Genomic DNA, 23,551 nt, shown 5'->3' on the forward strand with positions numbered 1-23,551 from the left:
CGATATGGCAAAAAATCTGATCCTGTGGCTGATCATCGCAGCCGTGCTGGTGACGGTGATGAACAACTTCTCCACCCCCAACGAACCGCAAACGTTGAACTATTCCGAGTTCATCAGTCAGGTGAAAGAGGGGCGCGTCGAGCGGGTGACCGTCGATGGCTTCGTGATCGCCGGCAAGCGCACCGATGGTGGGACTTTCAAGACGATTCGTCCGGCCATTCAGGACAGTGGCCTGATCGGGGACTTGATCGACAACAACGTAGTGATCGAAGGCAAGCAGCCTGAGCAGCAGAGCATCTGGACTCAGTTGCTGGTAGCCAGCTTCCCGATTCTGGTGATCATCGCCGTGTTCATGTTCTTCATGCGCCAGATGCAAGGTGGCGCTGGTGGCAAGGGCGGTCCGATGAGCTTCGGTAAGAGCAAGGCGCGCCTACTTTCGGAAGACCAGGTCAAAACCACCTTTGCCGATGTCGCCGGTTGCGACGAGGCCAAGGAAGAAGTCAGCGAGTTGGTTGAGTTCCTGCGCGATCCGGGCAAGTTCCAGCGCCTGGGCGGACGCATTCCGCGCGGCGTGCTGATGGTCGGATCACCGGGTACCGGTAAAACCCTGCTGGCCAAGGCCGTTGCGGGTGAGGCCAAGGTGCCGTTCTTCACCATTTCCGGTTCGGACTTTGTGGAAATGTTTGTCGGTGTTGGCGCCAGTCGTGTGCGTGACATGTTCGAGCAGGCCAAAAAGCACGCGCCCTGCATCATCTTCATCGACGAAATCGACGCCGTCGGTCGTCACCGTGGTGCCGGGCTGGGTGGCGGTCATGACGAGCGCGAGCAGACTCTCAACCAGTTGCTGGTGGAGATGGATGGTTTTGAGGCGAACGATGGTGTCATCGTCATCGCGGCCACCAACCGTCCCGACGTGCTTGACCCGGCGCTGCTGCGCCCTGGGCGCTTTGACCGGCAAGTGGTGGTCGGTCTGCCGGATATCCGCGGTCGCGAACAAATTCTCAAGGTGCACATGCGCAAGGTGCCGATCGGCGATAACGTCGAGGCCTCGGTAATTGCCCGTGGTACACCCGGTTTCTCCGGTGCCGACCTGGCCAACCTGGTGAATGAGGCTTCCTTGTTTGCTGCGCGTGCCGGCAAGCGATTGGTGGAAATGAAGGAATTCGAGCTGGCCAAAGACAAGATCATGATGGGCGCCGAGCGCAAGACCATGGTCATGTCCGAGAAAGAAAAGCTCAACACCGCTTTTCATGAGGCCGGGCATGCAATCGTAGGTCGCTTGGTGCCCGAGCATGATCCGGTTTACAAGGTTTCGATCATCCCCCGTGGACGGGCCCTGGGTGTGACCATGTTCCTGCCGGAAGAGGATCGCTACAGCCTGTCCAAGCGTGCACTGATCAGCCAGATCTGCTCGTTATTCGGTGGACGTATCGCCGAAGAGATGACACTGGGCTTTGATGGCGTGACCACCGGTGCTTCCAATGACATCATGCGGGCCACACAGCTGGCGCGGAACATGGTGACCAAATGGGGGCTTTCGGAAAAGCTCGGTCCGCTGATGTATGCCGAAGAAGAAGGCGAAGTGTTCCTTGGGCGTAGCGCAGGCAGCCAGCACACCAATGTCTCGGGTGAAACGGCTAAGCTGATCGATGAAGAGGTTCGCAGTATCATTGATGGCTGCTATGCCACCGCCAAGCAACTGCTGGTGGATAATCGCGACAAGCTGGACGCGATGGCTGAAGCCTTGATGAAATACGAAACCATCGATGCCGAACAGATCGATGACATTATGGCCGGTCGCACGCCACGAGCGCCACGCGACTGGGAGGATGGTTCGGGCGCCTCGGGCAATTCCGAGCCTCGTGCCGAACGGCCGGAGTCGCCCATCGGAGGCCCGGCAGGCGAACACTGATCAAGGTTTTTCATGACCAAACTGCTTGACCCGACCCGGTTGCCTTGCGGCAACCGGGTTCTTGATTTGTCCCGTCCACACGTGATGGGCATCCTCAATGTCACGCCGGACTCCTTTTCCGACGGCGGCAGCTACACTCAACGCGACTCAGCCTTACGACATGCGGCGGCAATGGTACAGGCCGGCGCGTCGCTGATCGATGTAGGCGGCGAGTCGACGCGCCCGGGAGCGCGACCGGTATCCCCCACTGAGGAGATTGAGCGCGTGGCGCCGATTGTCGAGGCCATTGCTCGCGAACTGGATGTGGTGATCTCGGTTGATACATCCACGCCGGCAGTGATCCGTGAAACGGCTCGTCTGGGCGCAGGATTGATCAATGATGTGCGCTCCCTGCGTCGCGATGGCGCTTTGGATGCGGCTGTGGATAGCAACATGGCGGTTTGCTTGATGCACATGCTAGGTGAGCCGGGGACCATGCAGCACAGCCCGCACTATGATCGGGAAGTAACGGTTGAAGTGGCGGAGTTCTTGCGGCTGCGCATGACTGAATGCGTACAGGCGGGTATTTCCGAGGAGCGCATCGTGCTCGATCCGGGCTTCGGCTTTGCCAAGACGCTTGAGCATAACCTGAGCTTGTTTAAACACATGACCGACCTGCACAAGCTCGGTCGTCCGTTGCTGGTAGGTGTCTCGCGCAAGACAATGATTGGTCAGGCATTGGGCCGTGAGGTCCCACAACGGCTTTACGGCAGCCTGGCCTTGGCAGCCCTGGCGGTGGCCAAGGGGGCTCGCATCATTCGGGTTCATGATGTCGCGGAAACGGCCGATGTCGTAAGGATGATCGCGGCAGTCGAGTCCGCTGAGTAATTTATGGAGCAAGCATGAGTAGAAAGTACTTTGGTACCGATGGCATACGTGGACGCGTCGGCCAATTTCCAATTACTCCCGAGTTCATGCTCAGGCTGGGTTGGGCGGCGGGCATGGCTTTCCGTCGGCAGGGTACTTGCCGGGTGTTGATCGGCAAGGACACGCGGATCTCCGGTTACATGTTTGAATCGGCCTTGCAGGCGGGTCTGGTAGCAGCGGGCGCAGATGTGATGCTGCTCGGGCCGATGCCGACCCCGGCCATCGCTTATCTAACTCGCACCTTCAATGCCGAAGCGGGAATCGTCATCAGTGCATCGCATAACCCGCATTATGACAATGGCATCAAATTCTTCTCCGGTCAGGGTACCAAGTTGCCTGATGAAGTGGAGGCGTTGATCGAGGAGCTGCTCGATCAACCGATGAGTGTTGTCGAGTCGGCTCAGATCGGCAAGGTATCGCGAATCAACGATGCCGCCGGGCGTTACATCGAGTTTTGCAAAAGCAGTGTACCGACCAGCACTAAGCTCGGTGGTCTGAAGCTGGTGATCGACTGCGCCCATGGGGCTACATACAAAGTGGCGCCCAGCGTATTTCGCGAGCTGGGTGCGCAGGTGAGTGTGTTGTCTGCCCAGCCCGACGGCTTGAATATCAATGAGGGTTGCGGCTCCACGCATTTAGAGTCGCTGCAGGCCGAAGTGCTCAAGCAAGGCGCAGATATCGGGATCGCTTTCGATGGTGATGGTGATCGGGTGCTGATGGTCGATCGGAGTGGGCAGGCGGTGGACGGCGATGAACTGCTGTTCATCATTGCCCGTGACTATCATGAGCGCGGCATCCTCAACGGTGGGGTCGTGGGCACTCAGATGAGTAATCTGGGTCTGGAGCTCGCGCTTCAAGAGCTGCAAATTCCGTTCACTCGAGCTAAGGTCGGGGATCGTCATGTGATGGCTGAGCTGTCAGCTCGTGGCTGGCAGCTGGGCGGTGAGGGGTCGGGGCATATCGTATGCTGCCGGCACACAACTACCGGTGATGCGATCATTGCCGCATTGCAGGTGTTGATGGCGCTCAAGCATCGCAAGGAAACATTGCAGGAAGCACGTCAGGGGCTTAGCAAATGCCCTCAGGTGCTGGTCAACGTGCGTTTTGGCGGCGGTAAGGATCCCGTTGCAAATCCCTCAGTGCAGGAGGCGTGTGATGAGGTTACTCGAAAGATGGCGGGGCGTGGGCGCGTGCTGTTGCGCAAGTCCGGAACCGAACCGCTGGTGCGCGTCATGGTTGAAGGTGACGATGAGGCTCAGGTGCGTAGTCATGCCGAGGCTTTGGCTAAAATCGTGGCTGATGCTTGCGCGTAATCCATCGAGCAAGCGAAGCCAATCTATGTATTTGATTCGCTTGCCAGTATTCAATCTGTTGGGTAATATCTGCGCCCACTTTGACCGACGAGGTGCAGCATGCGTCGACCACTGGTAGCTGGTAACTGGAAGATGCACGGTACCCGCGCCAGCGTTGCGGAGCTGATTAAAGGTCTTCGTCAGTTGGCGTTGCCGGTTGGTGTTGAGATTGCGGTCATGCCGCCGAGTCTTTACCTCCATCAGGTGGTCATGGGCTTGGAAGGTAAGGCGATTGCTGTCGGGGCGCAGAACTGCGCAGTAGAACCGATGCAGGGTGCCTTGACTGGCGAGATTGCAGCCAGTCAGCTGGCTGATGCTGGATGCAGCATGGTATTGATCGGTCATTCCGAGCGTCGTCAGGTGCTGGGTGAGACGGATGCCATGTTGACCCGGAAATTCGCAGCCGCACAGTCTTGTGGCTTGATGCCGGTGCTGTGTGTTGGCGAAACGCTGGAGCAGCGTGAGGCCGGGTTGACGCTAGAAGTTGTTGCGCGTCAGTTGGGTAGCGTCATTGAACAAATGGGGGTTGGTGCCTTTTCGCGTGCGGTGGTGGCTTACGAGCCGGTTTGGGCCATTGGTACCGGATTGACAGCGAGCCCGGAGCAAGCGCAAGAAGTACATGCCGCGATACGTGCGCAGCTGAGAGCTGAAAGTGCTGAGGTTGCGCGCGGTGTCCGAATTCTCTACGGCGGCAGTGTTAAGGCGGCCAATGCGGTTGAGTTGTTCGGCATGGCGGATATCGACGGTGGGCTCATTGGTGGGGCCTCCCTGAACGCGGAAGAGTTTGGTGCGATCTGTCGTGCCGCGGGAAGCTGAAGATGCTTGAGACTGTCGTGATTGTTGTTCACTTGTTGATGGCGCTGGCGGTAATCGGGCTGGTGCTGATTCAGCAAGGTAAGGGCGCGGATGCGGGTGCGTCGTTTGGTGCTGGCGCTTCGAATACAGTATTTGGTAGTCAAGGTTCTGCTACCTTTCTGAGTCGAATTACTGGTATACTCGCTGCGGTTTTTTTCATTACCAGCTTGGGTTTAGCGTATTTTGCTAAAGATAAAGCTGATATGCTTGACCAGGTCGGTTTGCCTGATCCTGCAGTGTTGGAAGTGCAGAAGCCAGCGGCCGTCGAAGACGTCCCGCTGCCCGAAGCGACCAAGCCAGCAGCCAATGAGGCTGATGTGCCGGTAGTTCCGGGTCAGGAGTAACAAAGCAGTTTTGCCGAGGTGGTGGAATTGGTAGACACGCTACCTTGAGGTGGTAGTGGCCATAGGCTGTAGGGGTTCGAGTCCCCTCCTCGGTACCATACACAAGAATGCCCGCTGTTAGCGGGTATTCTTGTTTGCGGGATGTGTGTTTGACCTTTGTAGGGCAGGGCAATATACTGCCGCTCCAGCTTTAGGTGTATGGGGTGGAGCAGTCTGGTAGCTCGTCGGGCGCGTATCCCGAAGGACGTTGGTTCATCCAGCCCCGCAGCCAGTAGTAGCCAAGCCCCTGTTCAGGGGCTTTTTGTTGGCTGCATAGTCAGTTCCATCCTGTTCATGGATGGGTGAATGGATGGGCGTTTCGCCCATTTTTTATTTCCAGAAAAAGGAGGCTCTCGATGTCGAGCAAGCTAGAACAGTTGCAAGCGATGGTGTCTCCTGTGATCGAAGCCTTGGGCTATCAATGCTGGGGTATCGAATTTCTTCCCCAAGGCAAGCATTCACTGCTGCGAATCTATATTGATCATGCTGATGGCATTCTCGTCGATGACTGCGAAAAGGTCAGTCGTCAAGTAAGTGGCGTGCTTGATGTGGAAGACCCGATCAGCAATGAATACACCCTTGAAGTTTCCTCCCCGGGAATGGATCGGCCCTTGTTTACACTGGAGCAGTTCGCTGTGTATGCCGGTGAGCAGGTGAAGATCAAACTGCGTATTCCTTTTGACGGGCGACGCAACTTTCAGGGGATTCTCCGCGGGGTAGAAGAGCAGGATGTCGTGGTGTTAGTTGACGATCATGAGTACCTGTTGCCGATCGATTCGATCGATAAGGCCAATATCGTTCCCCGTTTTGACTAAAACGCGGATCCCGCGGATCCAATGGATTGCGAAAGGCGAGGCGTACAATGAGCAAAGAAGTACTGCTGGTTGTTGAGTCGGTGTCCAATGAAAAGGGCGTACCGGCTAATGTTATTTTTGAGGCGCTTGAGCTCGCTCTGGAAACCGCCACCAAAAAGCGTTTTGAAGACGAGGTTGAGCTGCGGGTGGCGATTAACCGCCAAACCGGCAACTACGACACATTCCGTCGCTGGTCTGTGGTCGAAGACCAGGATCAGGAGAATCCGGCAGCTCAGTTAACCGTTGCCGAGGCCCAAGAGCACAAGTCTGACGCTCAGGTCGGTGATGTCGTCGAAGAAAAGATCGAATCTATCGAGTTCGGCCGCATCGCTGCACAAACTGCCAAGCAGGTAATCGTGCAGAAAGTGCGCGAAGCCGAGCGCGCGCAGATTGTCGACGCTTACCGCGAGCGGGTCGGCGAGATCATTTCCGGAACCGTGAAAAAGGTTACCCGGGACAGTGCAATCATTGACTTGGGCAATAACGCCGAGGCCTTGTTGGCGCGTGAAGAGATCATTCCGCGGGAGATTTTCCGAGTCGGTGGGCGCGTTCGTGCGCTGCTGAAGGAAATTCGAGCAGAAAACCGCGGCCCCCAACTGATTTTGTCGCGCACTGCGCCGCAGATGCTGATCGAGCTGTTCCGTATCGAAGTGCCGGAAATAGCCGAAGAGCTGATCGAGGTGATGGCAGCATCCCGTGATCCGGGCTCGCGCGCCAAGATCGCAGTGCGCTCGAAGGACAAGCGCATTGATCCACAGGGTGCCTGTATCGGCATGCGCGGTTCGCGCGTGCAGGCAGTTTCCGGTGAGCTGGGTGGTGAGCGTGTCGACATCGTGCTGTGGGACGACAACCCCGCACAGTTTGTGATCAATGCCATGTCCCCCGCGGAAGTGGTGGCGATCATTGTCGATGAAGATGCCCATGCGATGGATATTGCCGTCGGCGAAGACAACCTGGCGCAGGCCATTGGCCGCGGCGGCCAGAACGTGCGTCTGGCCAGTCAGTTGACTGGCTGGACACTGAACGTCATGACCGAAGCCGATATTCAGGCCAAGCAACAGGCTGAAACCGGCGACATCATGCAAGCATTCATCGATGAGCTGGAAGTTGATGAAGAATTGGCACAGGTCCTGGTGGAAGAGGGTTTCACCAGCCTGGAAGAAATTGCCTATGTACCCATGGAGGAAATGCTCAATATCGATGGCTTCGACGAAGACATCGTTAATGAGCTGCGCGCCCGGGCCAAGGATCGCCTGTTGACCAAGGCGATCGCGACCGAAGAAAAACTGGCAGACGTGCAACCGGCCGAAGACCTGCTCTCCCTTGAGGGCATGGGCAAGGAGCTGGCAGTTGAGTTGGCACTGCGGGGCGTTGCCACCCGCGAAGACCTGGCCGAGCAGTCGATCGACGACCTGCTCGACATCGACGGCATGGACGAAGAGCGTGCCGGCAAGCTGATCATGGCCGCCCGAGCCCACTGGTTCGAGTAAAGCAATTGCGGCCTGAGGAGAGAAATGCATGACGCAAGTCACGGTGAAAGAACTGGCCCAAGTGGTCGACACACCGGTCGAGCGACTGCTGCTGCAGATGCGTGAGGCTGGCCTGCCGCACACGAGCGCTGAGCAAGTAGTGACCGATAGTGAAAAACAGGCGCTGTTGAGCCACCTGAAGGGTGATCATGGTGCGAAGGGAGATGAGCCGCGCAAGATTACCTTGCAGCGCAAGACCACCACGACCCTGAAAGCTCCAGGCAGCAAGACCATCAGTGTCGAAGTCCGTAAGAAGAAGACCTTCGTCAAGCGCAGCCCGGTTGAAATCGAGGCCGACAAGCAGCGTGAATTGGAAGAACAGCGTGCTGCCGAGCAAGCGGCGCGTTTGAAGGCCGAAGAAGAAGCGAAGCAGAAAGCCCAGGCAGAGGCTGCCCGCCAGCAACCTGCCGCGAGCGCAGAAGCTCCGGTAGCTGCCAAGGCTGAGCCGGGTAGCCCGGTGGTGCGCGAAGCAGCTGCTCCAGCTGCCGGTGAAGTGCGTAAGAAAGAAGAGCCGCGTCGTGTTGAAAAACGCGAAGTGGTGGATGATCGGCGTGAGCGCAAGGTTGCGCAGCCGCGTCCGGCTTCCAAGGACAAGGCCCCGTCTCCACGTGTCGCACCGCGTACTCTCGACGAAGAAAGCGATGGCTTTCGTCGTGGCGGACGTGGCAAGGGCCGGCTGAAGAAGCGTAATCAGCACGGCTTCCAGAGCCCGAGCGGTCCGGTTGTGCGTGATGTTTCCATCGGCGAAACCATCACCGTGGCCGATCTGGCTGCGCAGATGTCTGTGAAAGCCGCGGAAGTGATCAAGTTCATGTTCAAGATGGGCACTCCGGTGACCATCAACCAGGTTCTTGATCAGGAAACCGCACAGCTGGTGGCTGAAGAACTGGGCCACAAGGTCAAGTTGGTCAGCGACAACGCGCTTGAAGAGCAGCTGGCTGAATCGCTGAAATTCGAAGGCGAGGCAATGACTCGTGCACCGGTTGTGACCGTGATGGGTCACGTCGACCATGGCAAGACCTCGCTGCTCGACTACATTCGTCGCGCCAAGGTCGCCTCGGGCGAAGCTGGCGGCATCACCCAGCATATCGGCGCCTACCACGTTCAAACCGAGCGCGGCATGGTGACCTTCCTGGATACCCCTGGTCACGCCGCGTTTACCGCCATGCGTGCCCGTGGTGCGAAGGCGACCGATATCGTGATCCTGGTGGTGGCAGCTGATGATGGCGTCATGCCTCAGACACAAGAAGCGGTCCAGCATGCGAAAGCCGCTGGGGTGCCCCTGGTGGTTGCAATCAACAAGATCGACAAGCCCGAAGCCAATCCGGACAACATCAAGAACGGCTTGGCCGCGCTGGATGTGATTCCGGAAGAGTGGGGCGGTGACACGCCGTTCATTCCGGTGTCCGCCAAGATGGGTACCGGCGTTGATGAGCTGCTCGAAGCCGTGCTGCTGCAGGCCGAAATTCTCGAGCTCAAGGCAACCCCGTCTGCGCCAGGCCGCGGTGTCGTGGTGGAATCGCGTCTCGACAAGGGACGTGGTCCGGTAGCAACCGTGCTGGTCCAGGACGGTACTCTGCGTCAGGGTGATGTGGTTCTGTGCGGTGTGACCTTCGGTCGCGTCCGCGCCATGCTCGATCAGAGCGGCAAGCAGGTCAAAGAAGCTGGCCCGGCTATTCCGGTCGAGATTCTCGGCCTGGATGGTACGCCTGAAGCCGGTGATGACCTGACTGTCGTCGCCGACGAGAAGAAGGCTCGCGAAGTAGCACTGTTCCGTCAGGGCAAGTTCCGCGAAGTGAAGCTGGCCCGTGCTCACGCCGGCAAGCTGGAGAACATCTTCGAGACCATGGGCCAGGACGAGAAGAAGACGCTCAACATCGTCCTCAAGTCCGATGTGCGTGGTTCCCTGGAAGCTCTGCAGGGTTCGCTCAACGGCCTGGGCAATGACGAAGTGCAGGTGCGCGTAGTCGGCGGTGGTGTCGGCGGTATCACCGAATCCGATGCCAACCTGGCACTGGCTTCCAACGCCGTACTGTTTGGCTTCAACGTGCGGGCTGATGCTGGAGCGCGCAAGATTGTCGAGGCCGAAGGCTTGGACATGCGCTACTACAACGTCATTTACGACATCATCGAGGACGTTAAGAAGGCGCTCACCGGTATGCTCGGCAGTGATGTTCGGGAGAATATCCTGGGTATTGCCGAAGTGCGCGACGTCTTCCGCTCGCCGAAGTTTGGTGCGGTTGCCGGTTGTATGGTGCTCGAGGGTCTGGTGCACCGTAACCGTCCGATCCGTGTATTGCGTGAGGACGTGGTCATTTTTGAAGGCGAGCTGGAATCCCTGCGCCGCTTCAAGGACGACGTGGCCGAAGTGCGTGCCGGCATGGAATGCGGTATCGGCGTGAAGAGCTATAACGACGTTAAGGTCGGGGACAAGATCGAAGTGTTCGAGAAGGTCCAGGTGGCGCGCTCGCTCTAACGAGCGGCTGCACGCTTCAAGCGGCAAGCTTCGAGAGGTGGCCTTTTGGCTACTGATCGAGCTTGCCGTTTGCCGTTGCAGTTTCATGGTTTTTCCAAGCGTGCACTGGCCGCTTGAGGCAGGTTTTTATGGCTAAAGAATACAGTCGCACCCAGCGCATCGGCGACCAGATGCAACGCGAGCTGGCGCAAATGATTCCCCGTGAGGTTCGCGACCCGCGGCTCGGGTTTGTGACCATCACCGCGGTGGAAGTCAGTCGCGATGTCGGGCATGCAAAGATTTTCATCACCCTGATGGGTGATTTTGACGACGAAAAGCTCAAGTTGAATCTGGACATCCTCAACGACTCGGCTGGTTACCTGCGTATGCTGCTGGGCAAGTCGATGAAGCTGCGCAGCGTGCCGCAGCTGCGCTTCCACTATGATGCGAGCATTCGTCGTGGTGCTGAATTGTCGGTGCTGATCGAGCGTGCGGTAGCCGAGGATCGCCAGCACACCAAGGACGGGGAATAACGCGTGGCTCAGGTCAAACGCATACGCCGCAAGGTCAACGGTGTACTGATTTTCGACAAGCCCCATGGCTTCAGCTCCAATGCCGCGTTGCAGAAAGTGCGCTGGCTGCTGAATGCGGAAAAGGCGGGCCACACCGGCAGCCTTGATCCCTTGGCAACCGGTGTGCTGCCGCTGTGTTTCGGTGAGGCTACAAAGTTTTCCCAGTACCTGCTGGATGCCGACAAAGCCTACGAAACCGTCATGCAACTTGGCGTGACGACCACCACCGGCGATGCCGAGGGCGAAGTTCTCGAACGTCGCGCGGTGACGGTTGGTCGCGCCGAGATCGAGGCTTTGCTGCCGCGCTTTCGCGGTGAGATCCAGCAGGTGCCGCCGATGTATTCGGCACTGAAAAAAGACGGTCAGCCTCTCTATAAGTTGGCGCGTGCCGGGGAAGTAGTGGAGCGCGAGGCGCGTTCTGTTACTATCTCCCGCCTGGAGTTGCTGGCCTGTGAGGGCGACAAGGTTCGCCTGGCCGTTGGCTGCAGCAAGGGCACTTATATTCGTACCCTGGTGGAAGACTTGGGTGCGCTGCTCGGCTGTGGTGCCCATGTGGTTGAATTGCGCCGGACTCAGGCAGGGCCGTTTGGCTTGGATCAGGCGATCAGCCTGGAAGAGCTGGAAGCCGTTCATGCTGAAGGCGGCGCGGAAGCTGTGGATCGCTTTCTGTTGCCGGTGGATTGTGGCCTGACAGATTGGCCGCTGATCCAGCTGTCCGAGCATAGCGCCTATTATTGGTTGCATGGTCAGCCAGTCCGTGCCCCGGAAGCGCCGAAGTTCGGCATGATGCGGGTGCAGGATCACACCGGTCGCTTTATCGGTATCGGTGAAGTGAGTGATGACGGGCGCGTTGCGCCGCGTCGACTGATTCGGTCGGAATGACCGGAACCCGCGGATCGTCATGCGATTCGCGGCAACGAGGGTGGCTGTTAGCAGGCACGGTCATGCCTCTTTTTAAAACACGGGATTCGTCCCGGCCTGTTCACTCTAGGAGTCCATTACCATGGCACTGAGCGTTGAAGAAAAAGCCCAGATCGTTAACGAGTACAAGCAAGCTGAAGGCGATACCGGTAGCCCGGAAGTGCAGGTAGCCCTGCTGACCGCCAACATCAACAAGCTGCAAGGCCACTTCAAGGCCAACGGCAAGGACCACCACTCCCGTCGTGGTCTGATCCGTATGGTTAACCAGCGCCGCAAGCTGCTGGATTACCTGAAGGGTAAGGACATCACTCGTTACAGCGCCCTGATCGGTCGCCTGGGCCTGCGTCGCTAAGCGTCGCACGCCGAGCTGGAGCTGGAGGTATGAAGCTGGAAGCAACGCACATTGCGCTTGCTTCCAGCTTTGTGCTTCCAGCTTCATGCTTTTCAGGGGAGGCTGGGTCCGATTCCCGCATCCTCTGAAGATTTCCCCCAAGGCAACATAAGAAGGAACACACCGTGAACCCGGTCATCAAGAAATTTCAGTTCGGTCAATCGACCGTAACCCTCGAGACGGGCCGTATCGCCCGCCAAGCCTCCGGCGCAGTGCTGGTCACCGTTGACGACGATATCGCCGTGCTGGTTGCTGTAACCGGCGCGAAGACGGCTGATCCGAGCAAGGGCTTTTTCCCCTTGTCCGTGCATTATCAGGAAAAAACCTACGCTGCCGGCAAGATCCCCGGTGGCTTCTTCAAGCGTGAAGCGCGTCCTTCCGAAAAAGAGACCCTGACCTCGCGCCTGATCGACCGTCCGATCCGTCCGCTGTTCCCGGAAGGTTTCCAGAACGAAGTGCAGGTTATCTGTACTGTGATCTCCACCAGCAAGAAGACCGATCCGGACATCGCCGCGATGATCGGTACGTCTGCCGCGCTGGCCATTTCCGGTATTCCGTTCAACGGACCTATCGGTGCCGCTCGCGTAGCCTTCCACCCGGAAACCGGCTACCTGCTGAACCCGACTTATGAGCAGCTCAAGGCCTCCAGCCTGGACATGGTCGTGGCAGGCACCAAGGACGCCGTCCTGATGGTCGAGTCGGAAGCCAAGGAGCTGACCGAAGACCAGATGCTGGGCGCCGTACTCTTCGCCCACGAGGAGTTCCAGGTGGTGGTCCAGGCGGTCACCGAGCTGGCGGCCGAAGCGGCCAAGCCGAGCTGGGAATGGCAGCCGAAGGCTGAAAACACCGAGCTGCTCAATGCCATCCGCAGCGAGTTCGGTGAGGCGATTTCCCAGGCCTACACCATCATCATCAAGCAGGATCGCTACGCGCGCCTGGGTGAGCTGCGTGACCAGGTCGTCGCTCGCTTCTCTGGTGAAGAAGGCCAGCCTTCCGCCGGCGAAGTGAAGGAAGCCTTCGGCGAAATCGAATACCGCACCGTGCGCGAGAACATCGTCAACGGCAAGCCGCGTATCGATGGTCGCGACACGCGCACTGTGCGTGGCCTGAACATCGAAGTCGGCGTTCTGGACAAGACCCACGGCTCGGCCCTGTTCACCCGTGGCGAAACTCAGGCACTGGTAGTCGCCACGCTTGGCACCGCCCGTGACGCGCAGTTGCTCGACACTCTGGAAGGCGAGAAGAAAGACCCCTTCATGCTGCACTACAACTTCCCGCCCTACTCGGTCGGTGAATGTGGTCGCATGGGCGCCACCGGTCGCCGCGAAATCGGTCACGGTCGCCTGGCCCGCCGCTCCGTCGCCGCCATGCTGCCGAGCGCTGATGAATTTCCCTACACCATCCGTGTCGTCTCGGAAATCACCGAGTCCAACGGTTCTTCCTCCATGGCTTCGGTGTGCGGCGCTTCCCTGGCGCTGATGGACGCTGGTGTGCCGATGAAGGCTCCGGTGGCCGGTATCGCCATGGGTCTGGTCAAGGAAGGTGAGAAGTTCGCCGTCCTGACCGACATCCTCGGTGACGAAGACCACCTCGGTGACATGGACTTCAAGGTCGCCGGTACTGCCAAGGGCGTAACCGCTCTGCAGATGGACATCAAGATCCAGGGCATCACCGAAGAGATCATGGAGATCGCCCTGAATCAGGCACTGGAAGCACGCCTGAATATCCTGGGTCAGATGAATCAGGTGATCGGCGAGTCGCGCAGCGAGCTGTCCGCCAACGCACCGACCATGATTGCTATGCGCATCGACCAGGACAAGATCCGGGACGTGATCGGCAAGGGCGGCGCCACCATTCGCGCCATCTGCGAAGAGACCAAGGCGTCGATCGATATTGAAGATGACGGTTCGATCAAGATCTTCGGCGAAACCAAGGATGCGGCCGAAGCTGCCAAGCAGCGCGTGTTGAGCATCACGGCAGAAGCCGAGATCGGCAAGATCTACGTCGGCAAGGTCGAGCGCATCGTCGATTTCGGTGCCTTCGTGAACATCCTGCCGGGCAAGGACGGCCTGGTGCACATCTCGATGCTGAGCGATCAGCGCGTCGAGAAGGTCACCGATGTGCTCAAGGAAGGCCAGGAAGTTGAAGTGCTGGTGCTGGACGTGGACAACCGCGGTCGCATCAAGCTGTCGATCAAGGACGTGGCGGCGGCGAAAGCGTCCCAAGCCTGATTGAACAGCGCATAAAGAAAAGGCCCTTCGGGGCCTTTTTTGTTTTTGTGAGCGAGATTGGTGCATTGCAGGTTGCACGCAACGCAACGGCAAAAGCGTGCAAATTGCATAGAGCCATGGTGCGTATCGTTTACTAAGTTATTGAAATATAAGGGATTAAAAGTTAAGCGAAGCTGGCATGCCGCTTGCGCCTGTTCTGATATCTGTAGCCGGAGCGCGTTGCAGATTCCTTAAAAGACAGGAGTGAAAAACATGAAAAATTTCCAGACCTCGTTGACCTCGGTAGCCATTGCCGCCGCCCTTAGTCTGCCGTTCGCAAGTCTGGCCCTGGCCGATAATCAGCTCCCTCAGACCGTTCCTGCCCAGTCGCTGCTACTGGCCGCCAATGACACCATGGATGAGGCAGGCGATGCGGTTTCCGATACGTGGATCACTACCAAGGTCAAATCCACCCTGCTGGCCGATGACACCACCCCCGGTATGGAAATCGAGGTGGAAACCAAGAATGGGGTGGTTTCACTGTCCGGCACAGTCGCTACCGAAGCCGAGCGCGATATGGCCATCTCCAGAACCAAGGAGATCAAAGGCGTACGCGACGTGGCTGCGGATGGTTTGAAAGTAGCCGAGTAAGCATGCGTTGATTTGGCCTATGAAGGCCTGAATCAGCGAGCTTGCGGAAATAAAAAAGCCCTGAGTGATCAGGGCTTTTTTGTTGCAGTCTGGAGCGGGCGATGGGAATCGAACCCACGGCTCTAGCTTGGGAAGCTAGGGTATTGCCATTATACGACGCCCGCTTGGGAGGCCGACTTTGTACCAGAAAGCATTGAAGAAATGAAGTCCGGCGTGTAACTGTTTTTCAAAACCCGGCGATTCAGTTCATACCGCCATGGCCTGGCGGTGCGGTATGGCGGGGGCAAACAGGAAATCCAACAGGGCGTTGCGGGTATCCAGGTTGGCCTGTCTGTGCTCGATGTCGATGAAATGCCCTGCTCTGGCCACGCTGTGAAATTCGCAGTGGCGTGCATGCCGGGCGAACTGGCGAGCATCCTGAGCCGTGGTGTATTCGTCCCACTCGCCGTTGATAAACAACAGTGGAATTTCAATGACATCGGCATGGCTGACACAGGAGCGGCCCTCATGGTGGAGCACGGTGTCGACATGGAACTTCATCTGGGCGTATTCGTAGATTTCCAGCGAGCTGATATGGCGATGGTTGTAGCGCTTGTACAGCGAAGGCAGGTGCGTGCCTATGGTGCTATTGACCAGCTCGCCGATACCGTCGCGGTCGCAGGCACCCAGAACCTGCGAGCCGCGCTGGAGATAATCGAGCATGGCGCCGTTAATCAGCGGCGAGAAGGAGTTGATTGCAGCCTTGCGAACATGCCGAGGATGGCGCGCCAGCGCCTTGAGGCTGGCAATGCCGCCCCAGGAGAAAGACAGCAGGCAGTCGGTTTTGAAATGCTCGATCAGCTCGATGATGATGTCCGCCTCATCGTCGCGGCTCAGCAAGCGATGGTGCGTGTTGTAGCGCCGCGAATGGCCGGCATAGGGCAGATCGAACAGCACGATATTGAAGTGCGGTTGCAGGTAGCGAACTGTCTGGGCGAATGACGCCAGGGTGGAGAGCGAGCCGTTGATCAGAAGGATGGTGCCCGCTGGCGTCTTTGCTCGATGTAGCTCCGTGTAGATCCGGTAAATTCCTTGAATATCCAGTACAGCGATTTCCGCTTTCATCTGGAGTGCCTCCCTTAATGGCAACTGGCGATAAATCTGGTGATTTCTCTGTTTCATCCGGCATGCCTCACCCCTGGAGCTGGACGCAAGCGGAGACCGTCGGCGTTGCGCAGGCTTCAGACAGGTAGGCAGGTTTGTGAAAGATGCTCCTGATGACCAAAGACGAACGGGTCAGGAGAGCTGGTGGGTGACGGGCATCGGCGGATCACTCCGCATACGATGAATGCATCCCGCTTGAGACGTGCTGCGCCTCGTACCTCGCTTATGCGATGCGAACTACGCTCGCTTCTTGTTTGCGCTCCCAGTGAAGCAACGGAGTGTGACGGCAACAAGTCAGGTCGAAGAAATACGGGTTAATCCGCCCAGCGGTCATCAGACCTGGCGAATTTCTTCGCTATTGAGTGCCCGATAGCTACCGCACTCAAGCAATGGATCGAGCTGCAAGAGGCCCATGCGCTCACGATGCAAGCGTGTGACTCGGTTGCGGAAATGACCAAACATGCGCTTGACCTGATGGTAGCGGCCTTCATAGAGCGTCAGGCGCGCGGCGTGACTGCCGAGCACCTGCAGCTGGGCAGGGCGCGTGGTGAGGTTTTCATAGGCGAAGTAAAGGCCAGTGGCGAAAGCTTCGGCGTACTCAGGGCCGATGGGTTTTTCGGTTTCTACGTAATACACCTTGCCCAATGCGCTGCCCGGCTGGGTCAGGCGCCGTGACCAGCGTCCGTCGTTGGTAATCAGCAGAAGGCCGGTGGTGGTCAGGTCGAGGCGCCCGCCAATATGCAGGTCCTGAGTATCCGTATCGGTGAGCAGGTCAAGTACGGTGGGATGTTCGTCGTGGCAGGTGGCGCTTACATAACCGGCGGGTTTGTGCAGCATGTAGTAGCGCGCCGGTTTGCCGTTCTGCAGCACGGTGCCGTCGAGCGCAATATGGCTGAATTCATTTACCTCCAGACGGCTGTCGCGGCGCACGTGATGATCAACCTGAACGCGCCCTGCGCTGATCAGTAGATTAGCGTCCTGGCGGCTGAGGTGAGGTTGATGAGCAATAAAGCGGTCAAGGCGCATCCGTTAGCGCTCGCCTGGGCAGGCAACGGCCGTGGTTGCGCAGGCATGGCATAGGCACGCCTGGTTGCGCTGCCGGGCAGGTACGCGGAGCACGGCAGCCGGCTCGATGACGCTGGAAAAGCACCAGCAGGGCTGCCCGGTCTCGATGGCGCGTTGGGCCTCGCACAGGTTGGTCTGGCCGCACAACGGACAGCATTGCGAATCTGAAGTCATGGTAGCCCTGGCGGTGGATCAGCCTGTGGAAAAAGGCGCCATCCTAGCGCGGCACAGCGTCAGCGTCACGGGCGCACGCTGGTCGTTTTTGTGACAGGCCGGCAAACGCCGAGGGTTGTGCGCAGTCTCAATTGTCCGGTCCTTGTACGTGGGAGCTGTTATGCAGACGTTCATCATGGTCGTGCTCAGTGCCACCGTGCTGCTGGGGGGATGCGCTGGGCAGAGCAAACCTTCAGCTTCCATCAACGATCAATCCGAGTCCGTGGTTCGCAACCCTTATCGCTACGACGATCATCGCCCGATTGTGCGCCCCCGCTTCGATGACGCACAAGTGATGGAGTACCGCTTCGTTCCCGCCCGCCGTTATCACGGACGGGGCGAGTTCAGCCATTACAACTGGGTGCGCCAGCCATAACCTGACGGCAGATGAAGCTGCACGGCGAACCGATGACCTGGGCGGCAGCGTCTATGCTGCTGAGAGCGTTCGGAGACACGACCACCAACCGCCGATGCAGGACTATGCCGCTGCACATGAAAAGGATTTGGCTTTCCGGGCTCGGGTTACTGGTGTGGGGATGGGCCGGCCTGGCGCTGGCCGACTGGAATTTTGCGCGGATCATTCCGAGCGCCGAGCGCCTTTACGGGCCGCTTGGCGAAGGACGACAGCGCCTGGAAGGTTGGCAAGAGTTGCTGGGTGAGCTGGTGGGGCAGACTGAAGCGGCACAGCTTCAGGCTGTGAATAGCTTCTTCAACCAGCAGCTGGCTTTTGCAGACGATCACTGGCTGTGGGGCCAGGCTGATTATTGGGCTACCCCCGTCGAGGCCTTGCACCAAGGCGCGGGGGATTGCGAGGACTTTGCCCTGGCCAAGTACATCAGCCTGCGTTACTTGGGCGTGCCCAGCGAAAAGCTGCGCATCACCTATGTAAAAGCACTGAAGTTGAGCCAGGCCCATATGGTGCTGGCGTATTACCCCAGTCCGCAAGCGTTGCCGCTGGTACTGGACAACCTTGAGGTCGAGATCCTTCCCGCCGAGCAGCGGGATGATTTATTGCCCGTCTACGCCTTCAATGGCGAAGGCTTATGGTTTCCAGGGGAGAGCGGAAATCGTCGGGTAGGAGACAGCAAGCGCTTGTCCCGCTGGCAAGATCTATTGAGAAAAATGGCAGCTGAGGGCTTCCCCGGGGAGCTGCACTAGGAGAAAGGGATGTCATTGTTCAAACAATTACTGCTGGCCATCTGTGCCGTGCTGCTCGTCGCCTGTGTCGGCAATGTTTTGGTCAGCTTGGAGAGTTCCCGTGAGCAGCGGGTCGATCAGCTGCGTGCACATGCTCAGGATGCGGCTACCGCGCTGGCTTTGTCGTTGGGCAGTCATGTCGATGATCCGCAAGTGGTTGAGTTGCTAGTCAGCTCGATCTTTGACAGCGGCTATTTCACGCACATACGGGTGGTCGATCCGAGCGCGGGGCACATCCTGACCGAGCGCAGCGTGCCGGTCGAGGCGTTTTCTGCGCCGGGCTGGTTTGTGTCTTTGATCAACTTGCCGCCCCTGCAAGCCGAAGCGCTGGTCAGCCGAGGCTGGCAACAGGCGGCCCGCGTCGAAGTGCAGAGCAATCCCGAGTTCGCCTTGGCAGGGCTATGGCGAACCACATTGGCCAGCCTGTTTTGGTTGACGTCATGCGCCGTATTCAGCGCCTTGCTGGGCGCCTGGCTGCTGCGCCGTCTGTTACAGCCGCTGAATTATCTGGTGAGGCAGGCCGAGGCGGTCAGTCGGCGAGAGTTCCACAGCCTGGCAGCCGTGCCCGCCACTCCCGAATTGCAGCCAGTGGTGCAGGCCATGAACCGGATGGTCAACACGCTTCGCGAGCAGTTTCAGGAGCAGGCTGCACACACCGAAGCGCTACGTGACGAGGCGTATCAGGATGTGCTGACTGGCCTGGCCAATCGACGTGCCTTCGATATGCAGGTCCGTTCGCGCTTGTCAGACGAGGAGGAGGTGCGCCGGGGATTTCTGTTCCTGGTTCAAGTCAATGACCTATCCGGGCTGAATCAGCGCCTGGGCGGTGAGCAGGCCGATGAGTTGCTGCGGACGATTGCCCGACTGTTGCAAAAGCGCTGTAGAGGCGCAGGCCTGATAGCACCGTTGCTGGCGCGGATACGAGGAGGCGAGTTTGCTCTGATGTTGCCCGGGCTGCTGGTTGAAGAAGCTGAGCAGTGGGCCGTAAAGATCAGTGAGGATCTCAATGTTTTACACGAGACGGGCACCACGGATGTCGAGCCGGTGGTGTGGATAGCTCTGGTGCCTTTTGCTGCGGGCGATAACGTTCAGCAGTTGTTGCACCTGATGAATGAAGGGCTATCACGGATTGACTCGCGGGAGGGCAAGCACTGGTTGCGTCTGGAGCGCAGTGCCGGTCAGGTTGGCCTTGAGGATCGCCAAGGCTGGCGTGAGCGCCTTGAGCACGCCTTGGAAAACAAGCGCTTCAGCTTGTATTTCCAACCGGTGGTAGAGGCCCGAGATCCCGAGCATCTGCTGCACTACAAGGTTTTGGCGCGATTGCCCGACGGTCAGGGGCACTATTACACCGCCGGGCGTTTCCTGCCCTGGCTGGAGCGTTTTGGCTGGCTGCTGCGATTTGATCAACTGATGGTTGAACTGGTGCTTGAGCACATGACCACGCACCGATTGCCCCTGGCGCTCAGTCTGTCTACCGCGAGCCTGGAAACGGCTCAGGGCCAGGATGCACTGCTGGCCTTGTTGCGTCGCCATGGACAACTGAGCTCACGCTTGACGCTGGAGTTGTCGAGTAACCAGGTACTCCCTGCCGCGCGCCTGGAGTCCCTGGCCCATAGCCTGAACCAGCTTGGCTTCACCTTGGGATTACAGCATTTCGGCGGCCGTTTTGGCCTGCTGGGAAACTTGTCTCGGTTGGGACTGGCCTGGTTGAAAATCGATGGCAGCTACATCCACGACATTGACCGGGAAGAAGACAAACGCCTCTTCATCGCGGCCATCCAGCAGGCCGCCAGCAGTATTGAATTACCCCTGATTGCCGAGTGGGTGGAAACACCAGCCGAGCTCGCTGTGTTGCAAAAAATTGGTATGCAGGGCGTGGCGGGGCGACTGTTTGGCGAGCCGGCCCCTTGGGCTGAAAGGCCGAGCGGTGATGAGCCCGCTCGACCTCGTCTGGCCCGGTCGGAGTCAGGCGTGATCGACACGAATGGTTGGGTCGGCACCGGCAATAAGTGAATTGAGGCTGCTGAACGAAAGATCAACGCCTTCTAGATGAATGCGCAAATCGGCCTGGCCGGCCGAGTCACTGCCAGCCGTGAACTGGCCGGTGGAGCTGACCAGCAGGGTCGATGAGCCGTTGTCTGTGAGCAGTTGCAGGTATTGCTCAAGGTTGCCCTCATGTTCGCCCTGGAGCAGGCCACGCAAGTCCAGGCGGTCGCCTTCGAGCAGCTTGAAGTCCTTGACGATGTCGACGTCAGCCTTGCCCGCTGTGCCGGCATCTCCAGCCTGCCAGACAAAGGTGTCGGCACCCGTACCGCCGTAGAGCAAATCGTTGCCACTGCCGCCGATCAGGATATCGTTGCCGCCCTGGCCGTAGAGGATGTCGTTGCCGGCTCCACCATCGAGCAGGTCATCGCCGCCGCGAGTATCGCCCTCGACATTGAAACTGGCGTGGTGGTTCTTCAGGTAGTCATACAGCTGGGCAGTGGTGGGCGGAGCACCGTTTTTCAGCTGGAGAAACGCTTGCAAGGCCAACAGCCCCGAGCCGTCCGGCAGATCTGTGGGTTTGGGTGGGTTGCCGTTGAGCCCCCAGGGCAGGTGGTCGGTGTTGATGACATCTCCGAAGATGATGTCATTGCCTGCACCAGCAAGCAGGGTGTCGTCACCCACCGCGACGGGTTTCGGGGTTGCCAGGCTGTCATACAGCGTCTTGGCAAAGTCGATGACCTGTTGCGGTGTGTTCGTTTCGCCCACCGGGCCACTCAGTGTCTGGGCAACACCGTCGGCGTCGAGCAGCACAACCTCCTCGATGCCGCCGCCCTGGGTATTGTCGAAAAAACGCAAGTAGTCGTGACCGGCTTCCTGGCCCACACCGATGCCGAACACATGGCTGATCGCGCTGAGTGGTGCGAAGGCATCCAACGATTGCTGCAGGGTTTCGGCGCTGGTGACGGTCCCGGTCCCGGCGAGGTTACCGTTATAGTCGTTGAAGTACTGAGTCGGGTTGCCGTCGGAAATGAACAGGGTGAGGTTTTCGTAGTCGTTCTGCGGCTGTTTGCCGAACCAGTGCAGGGCTTCGTTGAATGCCGCTTCGTAGTTGGTGCCGCCTGAGGCTTGCAGGTTGCCGATGGCGCTCAGCAAAGGGTCGATAGTGCTGGCGTTAAGGCCGGCAATCTCCGTATGAAGGGTGGCCTGGGAGGCGAAGCCGATCAGGCTGATATTTACCGTGCCCTGATAGCCTTTGAGCTGTTCGGCCAGGCTGCGTAACGCGTCCTGGATGCGAGACAGGTCACTGGTGCTGACGTGGTCGGCCATGCTGCCCGAGGTGTCGACGACCAAGGCGATGTTGAAGTTCTGGCTAGGGAGCGGGGGATAGTGGGTGCCGCCAGTATCGCCGAGAACGATATCGTTGCCGCCGTCGGTAATGACCTCGTTATTTTCGTTGGGCTGTTCCGGAATATGCAGCCCGCCCTGGTGCAGGGCAAAGGTGTAGGGTCCGGACGTGTCCAGGCCACCGTCCGCCGTACCCCCATTATCCTGGATCTGAAAGCTGAAACTGGCCGGCTCGCTTCCTGCCCCTGGTTGGTACTGCAGCTTGCCGGACGCGATATCGGCAAAGCTGATGACCTGCTCGGAGCTCACCGGCTGGCCATTGAGAAGCAGCATGCCGCAGGCCGGAAGTTCACCGATGATCAGATTCAGCGCGGTATGTATCTGGCCGGTCGCGGCGTCCACCGGATCACTGAAGGAAAAATCGTCGCGGGTGAAGACGTACAGCTCACACAGATCCAGGCTGACGGCCTGATCGGCTGACGTCGGCGCATCATTCACGGGAGTGACGCCAATGGTCACGGTGAACGTGTCGCTGCCCCCCCGGCCATCGAAAACGCTGACGGTAAAGACGTCAGGGCCGTTGTAATCCTGTTGCGGCGTATAGGTGAAGGAACCATCGGCATTGAGCATCAGAGTGCCCATCTGCGGACCTTGGATCAGACTGTAGGTCAGCGCGGAAGCGTCGGTGTCGCTGGTGCCGAGTTGCCCCTGGCGTGGGGTGTCCTCAGGCGTGGTGATATGCAGGTCGCTGACCTGAAAATCAGGCTCGCCGGGTGGTGTTGGCGTTGGTACCGGCTCTTCCGGGGTGGCGCCCTGCGTGTCCAGGCCGGCTTTGATGTCATTATCGGCGGCGTCAGGTATAGACTGAAACGTCTGCGCTGTGGCGTAGCCCGTACTTGCCTCCACTTGACCGTCAGTGGTTTCGAGGATGATGAGCTTGCGCCGCCCTCCGGCCAGGTGGCCGGGCTCGTCGGTCACCGGTTCCGGGCCTGCCGCGGTCGGCTCGAACCACAGGCTGGGGTCCATCGCGTATTCATCCGGCACATAGATCTCGCGCATTTCCTGCACGGCCTCGCCGATATTGTCCGGGTTGCGGGGCCCCAGAGGCTGCGTCCATTGCGTGTCGCGGCCCAGGTCCAGCATGCGTCCGTCAGGCAAAGCCAGAGTGATCATTCCTCGGGTGTCGTGGTCGTTGGAAATGATCTGATCGCCCTGGTACACCCGATCTCCTTCCGAGAGCAGGCGGCGCAAGCCGTCGGGAGAGCGGGAGAAAACCACGCCGATCACGGTGTGGACAACGGCGAAGACACTGCTCATGAACGATCTCTCCTTGATATGAATGGGCTTCCTGCCAGCGGTAGCGTGTGCGGCACTTCATGGCATTTATAGTCAAGATGTCGTCGTTGTGCCCTGCTTCCTTGACACTATGTCGTTTTCTTGGCTATGCCTTGTGCGTTCGGTTTTGAAACACCTCGATGTTTCGCGACGAGCTGACGCTTGATTGCGGTGATCCTTGGACGGGCTAACGCTCTGCGTAGCGGTCGGAGAAAAGACTCAGGAGAGTCGATTCGCTCGGAAGTCGAAGTCAGCACTGGAATGCTCTATTTTGAAA

General features: G+C 58.7%; 20 protein-coding genes and 2 tRNA genes. 17 read left to right on the forward strand and 5 right to left on the reverse strand.

The window, feature by feature from the left end; genetic code table 11:
- The first annotated feature begins 4 nt into the window (after positions 1–4).
- The 14 genes from ftsH to H9642_RS03510 all read left to right on the forward strand — a co-directional run bounded on the left by ftsH (position 5) and on the right by H9642_RS03510 (position 14,991).
- Positions 5–1,912, forward strand: coding sequence for an ATP-dependent zinc metalloprotease FtsH (gene ftsH / locus H9642_RS03445; RefSeq protein WP_251834996.1), 1,908 nt, complete (start codon positions 5–7; stop codon positions 1,910–1,912).
- A 12-nt stretch (positions 1,913–1,924) separates the two neighbouring features.
- A complete protein-coding gene (folP, locus tag H9642_RS03450) occupies positions 1,925–2,779 on the forward strand; it encodes a dihydropteroate synthase (protein ID WP_251834997.1) in 855 nt (284 codons plus the stop codon).
- A gap of 14 nt (positions 2,780–2,793) precedes the next feature.
- Entirely contained in the window at positions 2,794–4,131 is a 1,338-nt protein-coding gene (gene glmM, locus H9642_RS03455) for a phosphoglucosamine mutase (protein ID WP_251834998.1), read from the forward strand.
- A gap of 99 nt (positions 4,132–4,230) precedes the next feature.
- Complete coding sequence (gene tpiA, locus H9642_RS03460; protein WP_251834999.1) at positions 4,231–4,986, forward strand: triose-phosphate isomerase; 756 nt, start codon at positions 4,231–4,233, stop codon at positions 4,984–4,986.
- Positions 4,987–4,988: 2 nt separating this feature from the next.
- Complete coding sequence (secG, locus tag H9642_RS03465) at positions 4,989–5,369, forward strand: preprotein translocase subunit SecG (RefSeq protein WP_251835000.1); 381 nt, start codon at positions 4,989–4,991, stop codon at positions 5,367–5,369.
- A gap of 12 nt (positions 5,370–5,381) precedes the next feature.
- A tRNA-Leu gene (locus H9642_RS03470) sits at positions 5,382–5,467 on the forward strand.
- Positions 5,468–5,764: 297 nt separating this feature from the next.
- A complete protein-coding gene (gene rimP / locus H9642_RS03475) occupies positions 5,765–6,223 on the forward strand; it encodes a ribosome maturation factor RimP (protein WP_251835001.1) in 459 nt (152 codons plus the stop codon).
- A 47-nt stretch (positions 6,224–6,270) separates the two neighbouring features.
- Positions 6,271–7,752 (forward strand): transcription termination factor NusA, encoded by a 1,482-nt coding sequence (nusA, locus tag H9642_RS03480; RefSeq protein WP_251835002.1) that lies wholly within the window; start codon positions 6,271–6,273, stop codon positions 7,750–7,752.
- Positions 7,753–7,780: 28 nt separating this feature from the next.
- On the forward strand, positions 7,781–10,267 hold the full coding sequence (gene infB / locus H9642_RS03485) for a translation initiation factor IF-2 (RefSeq protein WP_251835003.1): 2,487 nt from the start codon (positions 7,781–7,783) through the stop codon (positions 10,265–10,267).
- A 128-nt stretch (positions 10,268–10,395) separates the two neighbouring features.
- The gene (rbfA, locus tag H9642_RS03490; protein WP_251835004.1) at positions 10,396–10,779 is read left to right on the forward strand and encodes a 30S ribosome-binding factor RbfA; all 384 of its coding nucleotides are present in this window, start codon (positions 10,396–10,398) and stop codon (positions 10,777–10,779) included.
- 3 nt (positions 10,780–10,782) lie between these two features.
- Positions 10,783–11,700 carry a tRNA pseudouridine(55) synthase TruB gene (gene truB, locus H9642_RS03495; RefSeq protein WP_251835005.1) on the forward strand — a complete coding sequence of 306 codons (918 nt, stop codon included), beginning with the start codon at positions 10,783–10,785 and terminating at the stop codon, positions 11,698–11,700.
- A gap of 121 nt (positions 11,701–11,821) precedes the next feature.
- Entirely contained in the window at positions 11,822–12,091 is a 270-nt protein-coding gene (gene rpsO / locus H9642_RS03500; protein WP_251835006.1) for a 30S ribosomal protein S15, read from the forward strand.
- A 164-nt stretch (positions 12,092–12,255) separates the two neighbouring features.
- A complete protein-coding gene (gene pnp, locus H9642_RS03505; protein WP_251835007.1) occupies positions 12,256–14,361 on the forward strand; it encodes a polyribonucleotide nucleotidyltransferase in 2,106 nt (701 codons plus the stop codon).
- A gap of 252 nt (positions 14,362–14,613) precedes the next feature.
- Positions 14,614–14,991 carry a BON domain-containing protein gene (locus tag H9642_RS03510; protein ID WP_251835008.1) on the forward strand — a complete coding sequence of 126 codons (378 nt, stop codon included), beginning with the start codon at positions 14,614–14,616 and terminating at the stop codon, positions 14,989–14,991.
- A 90-nt stretch (positions 14,992–15,081) separates the two neighbouring features.
- Here H9642_RS03510 and H9642_RS03515 read toward each other — a convergent pair.
- The 4 genes from H9642_RS03515 to H9642_RS03530 form a co-directional block, all read right to left on the reverse strand.
- A tRNA-Gly gene (locus H9642_RS03515) sits at positions 15,082–15,155 on the reverse strand.
- An 82-nt stretch (positions 15,156–15,237) separates the two neighbouring features.
- Positions 15,238–16,095: an alpha/beta fold hydrolase gene (locus tag H9642_RS03520; RefSeq protein WP_251835009.1), complete on the reverse strand. Its 858-nt coding sequence runs from the start codon at positions 16,093–16,095 to the stop codon at positions 15,238–15,240.
- 372 nt (positions 16,096–16,467) lie between these two features.
- A complete protein-coding gene (locus tag H9642_RS03525; protein ID WP_251835010.1) occupies positions 16,468–17,160 on the reverse strand; it encodes a pseudouridine synthase in 693 nt (230 codons plus the stop codon).
- 3 nt (positions 17,161–17,163) lie between these two features.
- Entirely contained in the window at positions 17,164–17,373 is a 210-nt protein-coding gene (locus tag H9642_RS03530) for a cysteine-rich CWC family protein (RefSeq protein ID WP_251835011.1), read from the reverse strand.
- A 160-nt stretch (positions 17,374–17,533) separates the two neighbouring features.
- Here H9642_RS03530 and H9642_RS03535 point away from each other — a divergent pair, with 160 nt between their 5' ends.
- The 3 genes from H9642_RS03535 (at position 17,534) to H9642_RS03545 (ending at position 20,622) form a co-directional block, all read left to right on the forward strand.
- Positions 17,534–17,788, forward strand: coding sequence for a hypothetical protein (locus H9642_RS03535; protein WP_251835012.1), 255 nt, complete (start codon positions 17,534–17,536; stop codon positions 17,786–17,788).
- A 116-nt stretch (positions 17,789–17,904) separates the two neighbouring features.
- A complete protein-coding gene (gene lapG, locus H9642_RS03540) occupies positions 17,905–18,570 on the forward strand; it encodes a cysteine protease LapG (RefSeq protein ID WP_251835360.1) in 666 nt (221 codons plus the stop codon).
- Positions 18,571–18,579: 9 nt separating this feature from the next.
- On the forward strand, positions 18,580–20,622 hold the full coding sequence (locus H9642_RS03545; RefSeq protein WP_251835013.1) for a bifunctional diguanylate cyclase/phosphodiesterase: 2,043 nt from the start codon (positions 18,580–18,582) through the stop codon (positions 20,620–20,622).
- Here the strand turns inward: H9642_RS03545 and H9642_RS03550 are convergent.
- Positions 20,575–23,256 (reverse strand): retention module-containing protein, encoded by a 2,682-nt coding sequence (locus H9642_RS03550; protein ID WP_251835014.1) that lies wholly within the window; start codon positions 23,254–23,256, stop codon positions 20,575–20,577. The two genes, H9642_RS03545 and H9642_RS03550, sit on opposite strands and share 48 nt — an antisense overlap.
- Positions 23,257–23,551 lie beyond the last annotated feature (295 nt).

Origin of the sequence: Serpens gallinarum (genome assembly GCF_014836765.1) — a bacterium.
GTDB classification, from domain to species: Bacteria; Pseudomonadota; Gammaproteobacteria; order Pseudomonadales; family Pseudomonadaceae; genus Serpens; species Serpens gallinarum.

Coding starts and splice junctions, on each gene's coding strand:
- H9642_RS03520 (WP_251835009.1), bottom strand. CDS start 16,095: ATGAAAGCGGAAATCGCTGTACTGGATATTCAAGGAATTTACCGGATC.
- H9642_RS03535 (WP_251835012.1), top strand. CDS start 17,534: ATGCAGACGTTCATCATGGTCGTGCTCAGTGCCACCGTGCTGCTGGGG.
- rpsO (WP_251835006.1), top strand. CDS start 11,822: ATGGCACTGAGCGTTGAAGAAAAAGCCCAGATCGTTAACGAGTACAAG.
- rbfA (WP_251835004.1), top strand. CDS start 10,396: ATGGCTAAAGAATACAGTCGCACCCAGCGCATCGGCGACCAGATGCAA.
- lapG (WP_251835360.1), top strand. CDS start 17,905: ATGAAAAGGATTTGGCTTTCCGGGCTCGGGTTACTGGTGTGGGGATGG.
- H9642_RS03530 (WP_251835011.1), bottom strand. CDS start 17,373: ATGACTTCAGATTCGCAATGCTGTCCGTTGTGCGGCCAGACCAACCTG.
- H9642_RS03510 (WP_251835008.1), top strand. CDS start 14,614: ATGAAAAATTTCCAGACCTCGTTGACCTCGGTAGCCATTGCCGCCGCC.
- H9642_RS03545 (WP_251835013.1), top strand. CDS start 18,580: ATGTCATTGTTCAAACAATTACTGCTGGCCATCTGTGCCGTGCTGCTC.
- rimP (WP_251835001.1), top strand. CDS start 5,765: ATGTCGAGCAAGCTAGAACAGTTGCAAGCGATGGTGTCTCCTGTGATC.
- tpiA (WP_251834999.1), top strand. CDS start 4,231: ATGCGTCGACCACTGGTAGCTGGTAACTGGAAGATGCACGGTACCCGC.
- H9642_RS03525 (WP_251835010.1), bottom strand. CDS start 17,160: ATGCGCCTTGACCGCTTTATTGCTCATCAACCTCACCTCAGCCGCCAG.
- secG (WP_251835000.1), top strand. CDS start 4,989: ATGCTTGAGACTGTCGTGATTGTTGTTCACTTGTTGATGGCGCTGGCG.
- ftsH (WP_251834996.1), top strand. CDS start 5: ATGGCAAAAAATCTGATCCTGTGGCTGATCATCGCAGCCGTGCTGGTG.
- nusA (WP_251835002.1), top strand. CDS start 6,271: ATGAGCAAAGAAGTACTGCTGGTTGTTGAGTCGGTGTCCAATGAAAAG.
- glmM (WP_251834998.1), top strand. CDS start 2,794: ATGAGTAGAAAGTACTTTGGTACCGATGGCATACGTGGACGCGTCGGC.
- H9642_RS03550 (WP_251835014.1), bottom strand. CDS start 23,256: ATGAGCAGTGTCTTCGCCGTTGTCCACACCGTGATCGGCGTGGTTTTC.
- infB (WP_251835003.1), top strand. CDS start 7,781: ATGACGCAAGTCACGGTGAAAGAACTGGCCCAAGTGGTCGACACACCG.
- folP (WP_251834997.1), top strand. CDS start 1,925: ATGACCAAACTGCTTGACCCGACCCGGTTGCCTTGCGGCAACCGGGTT.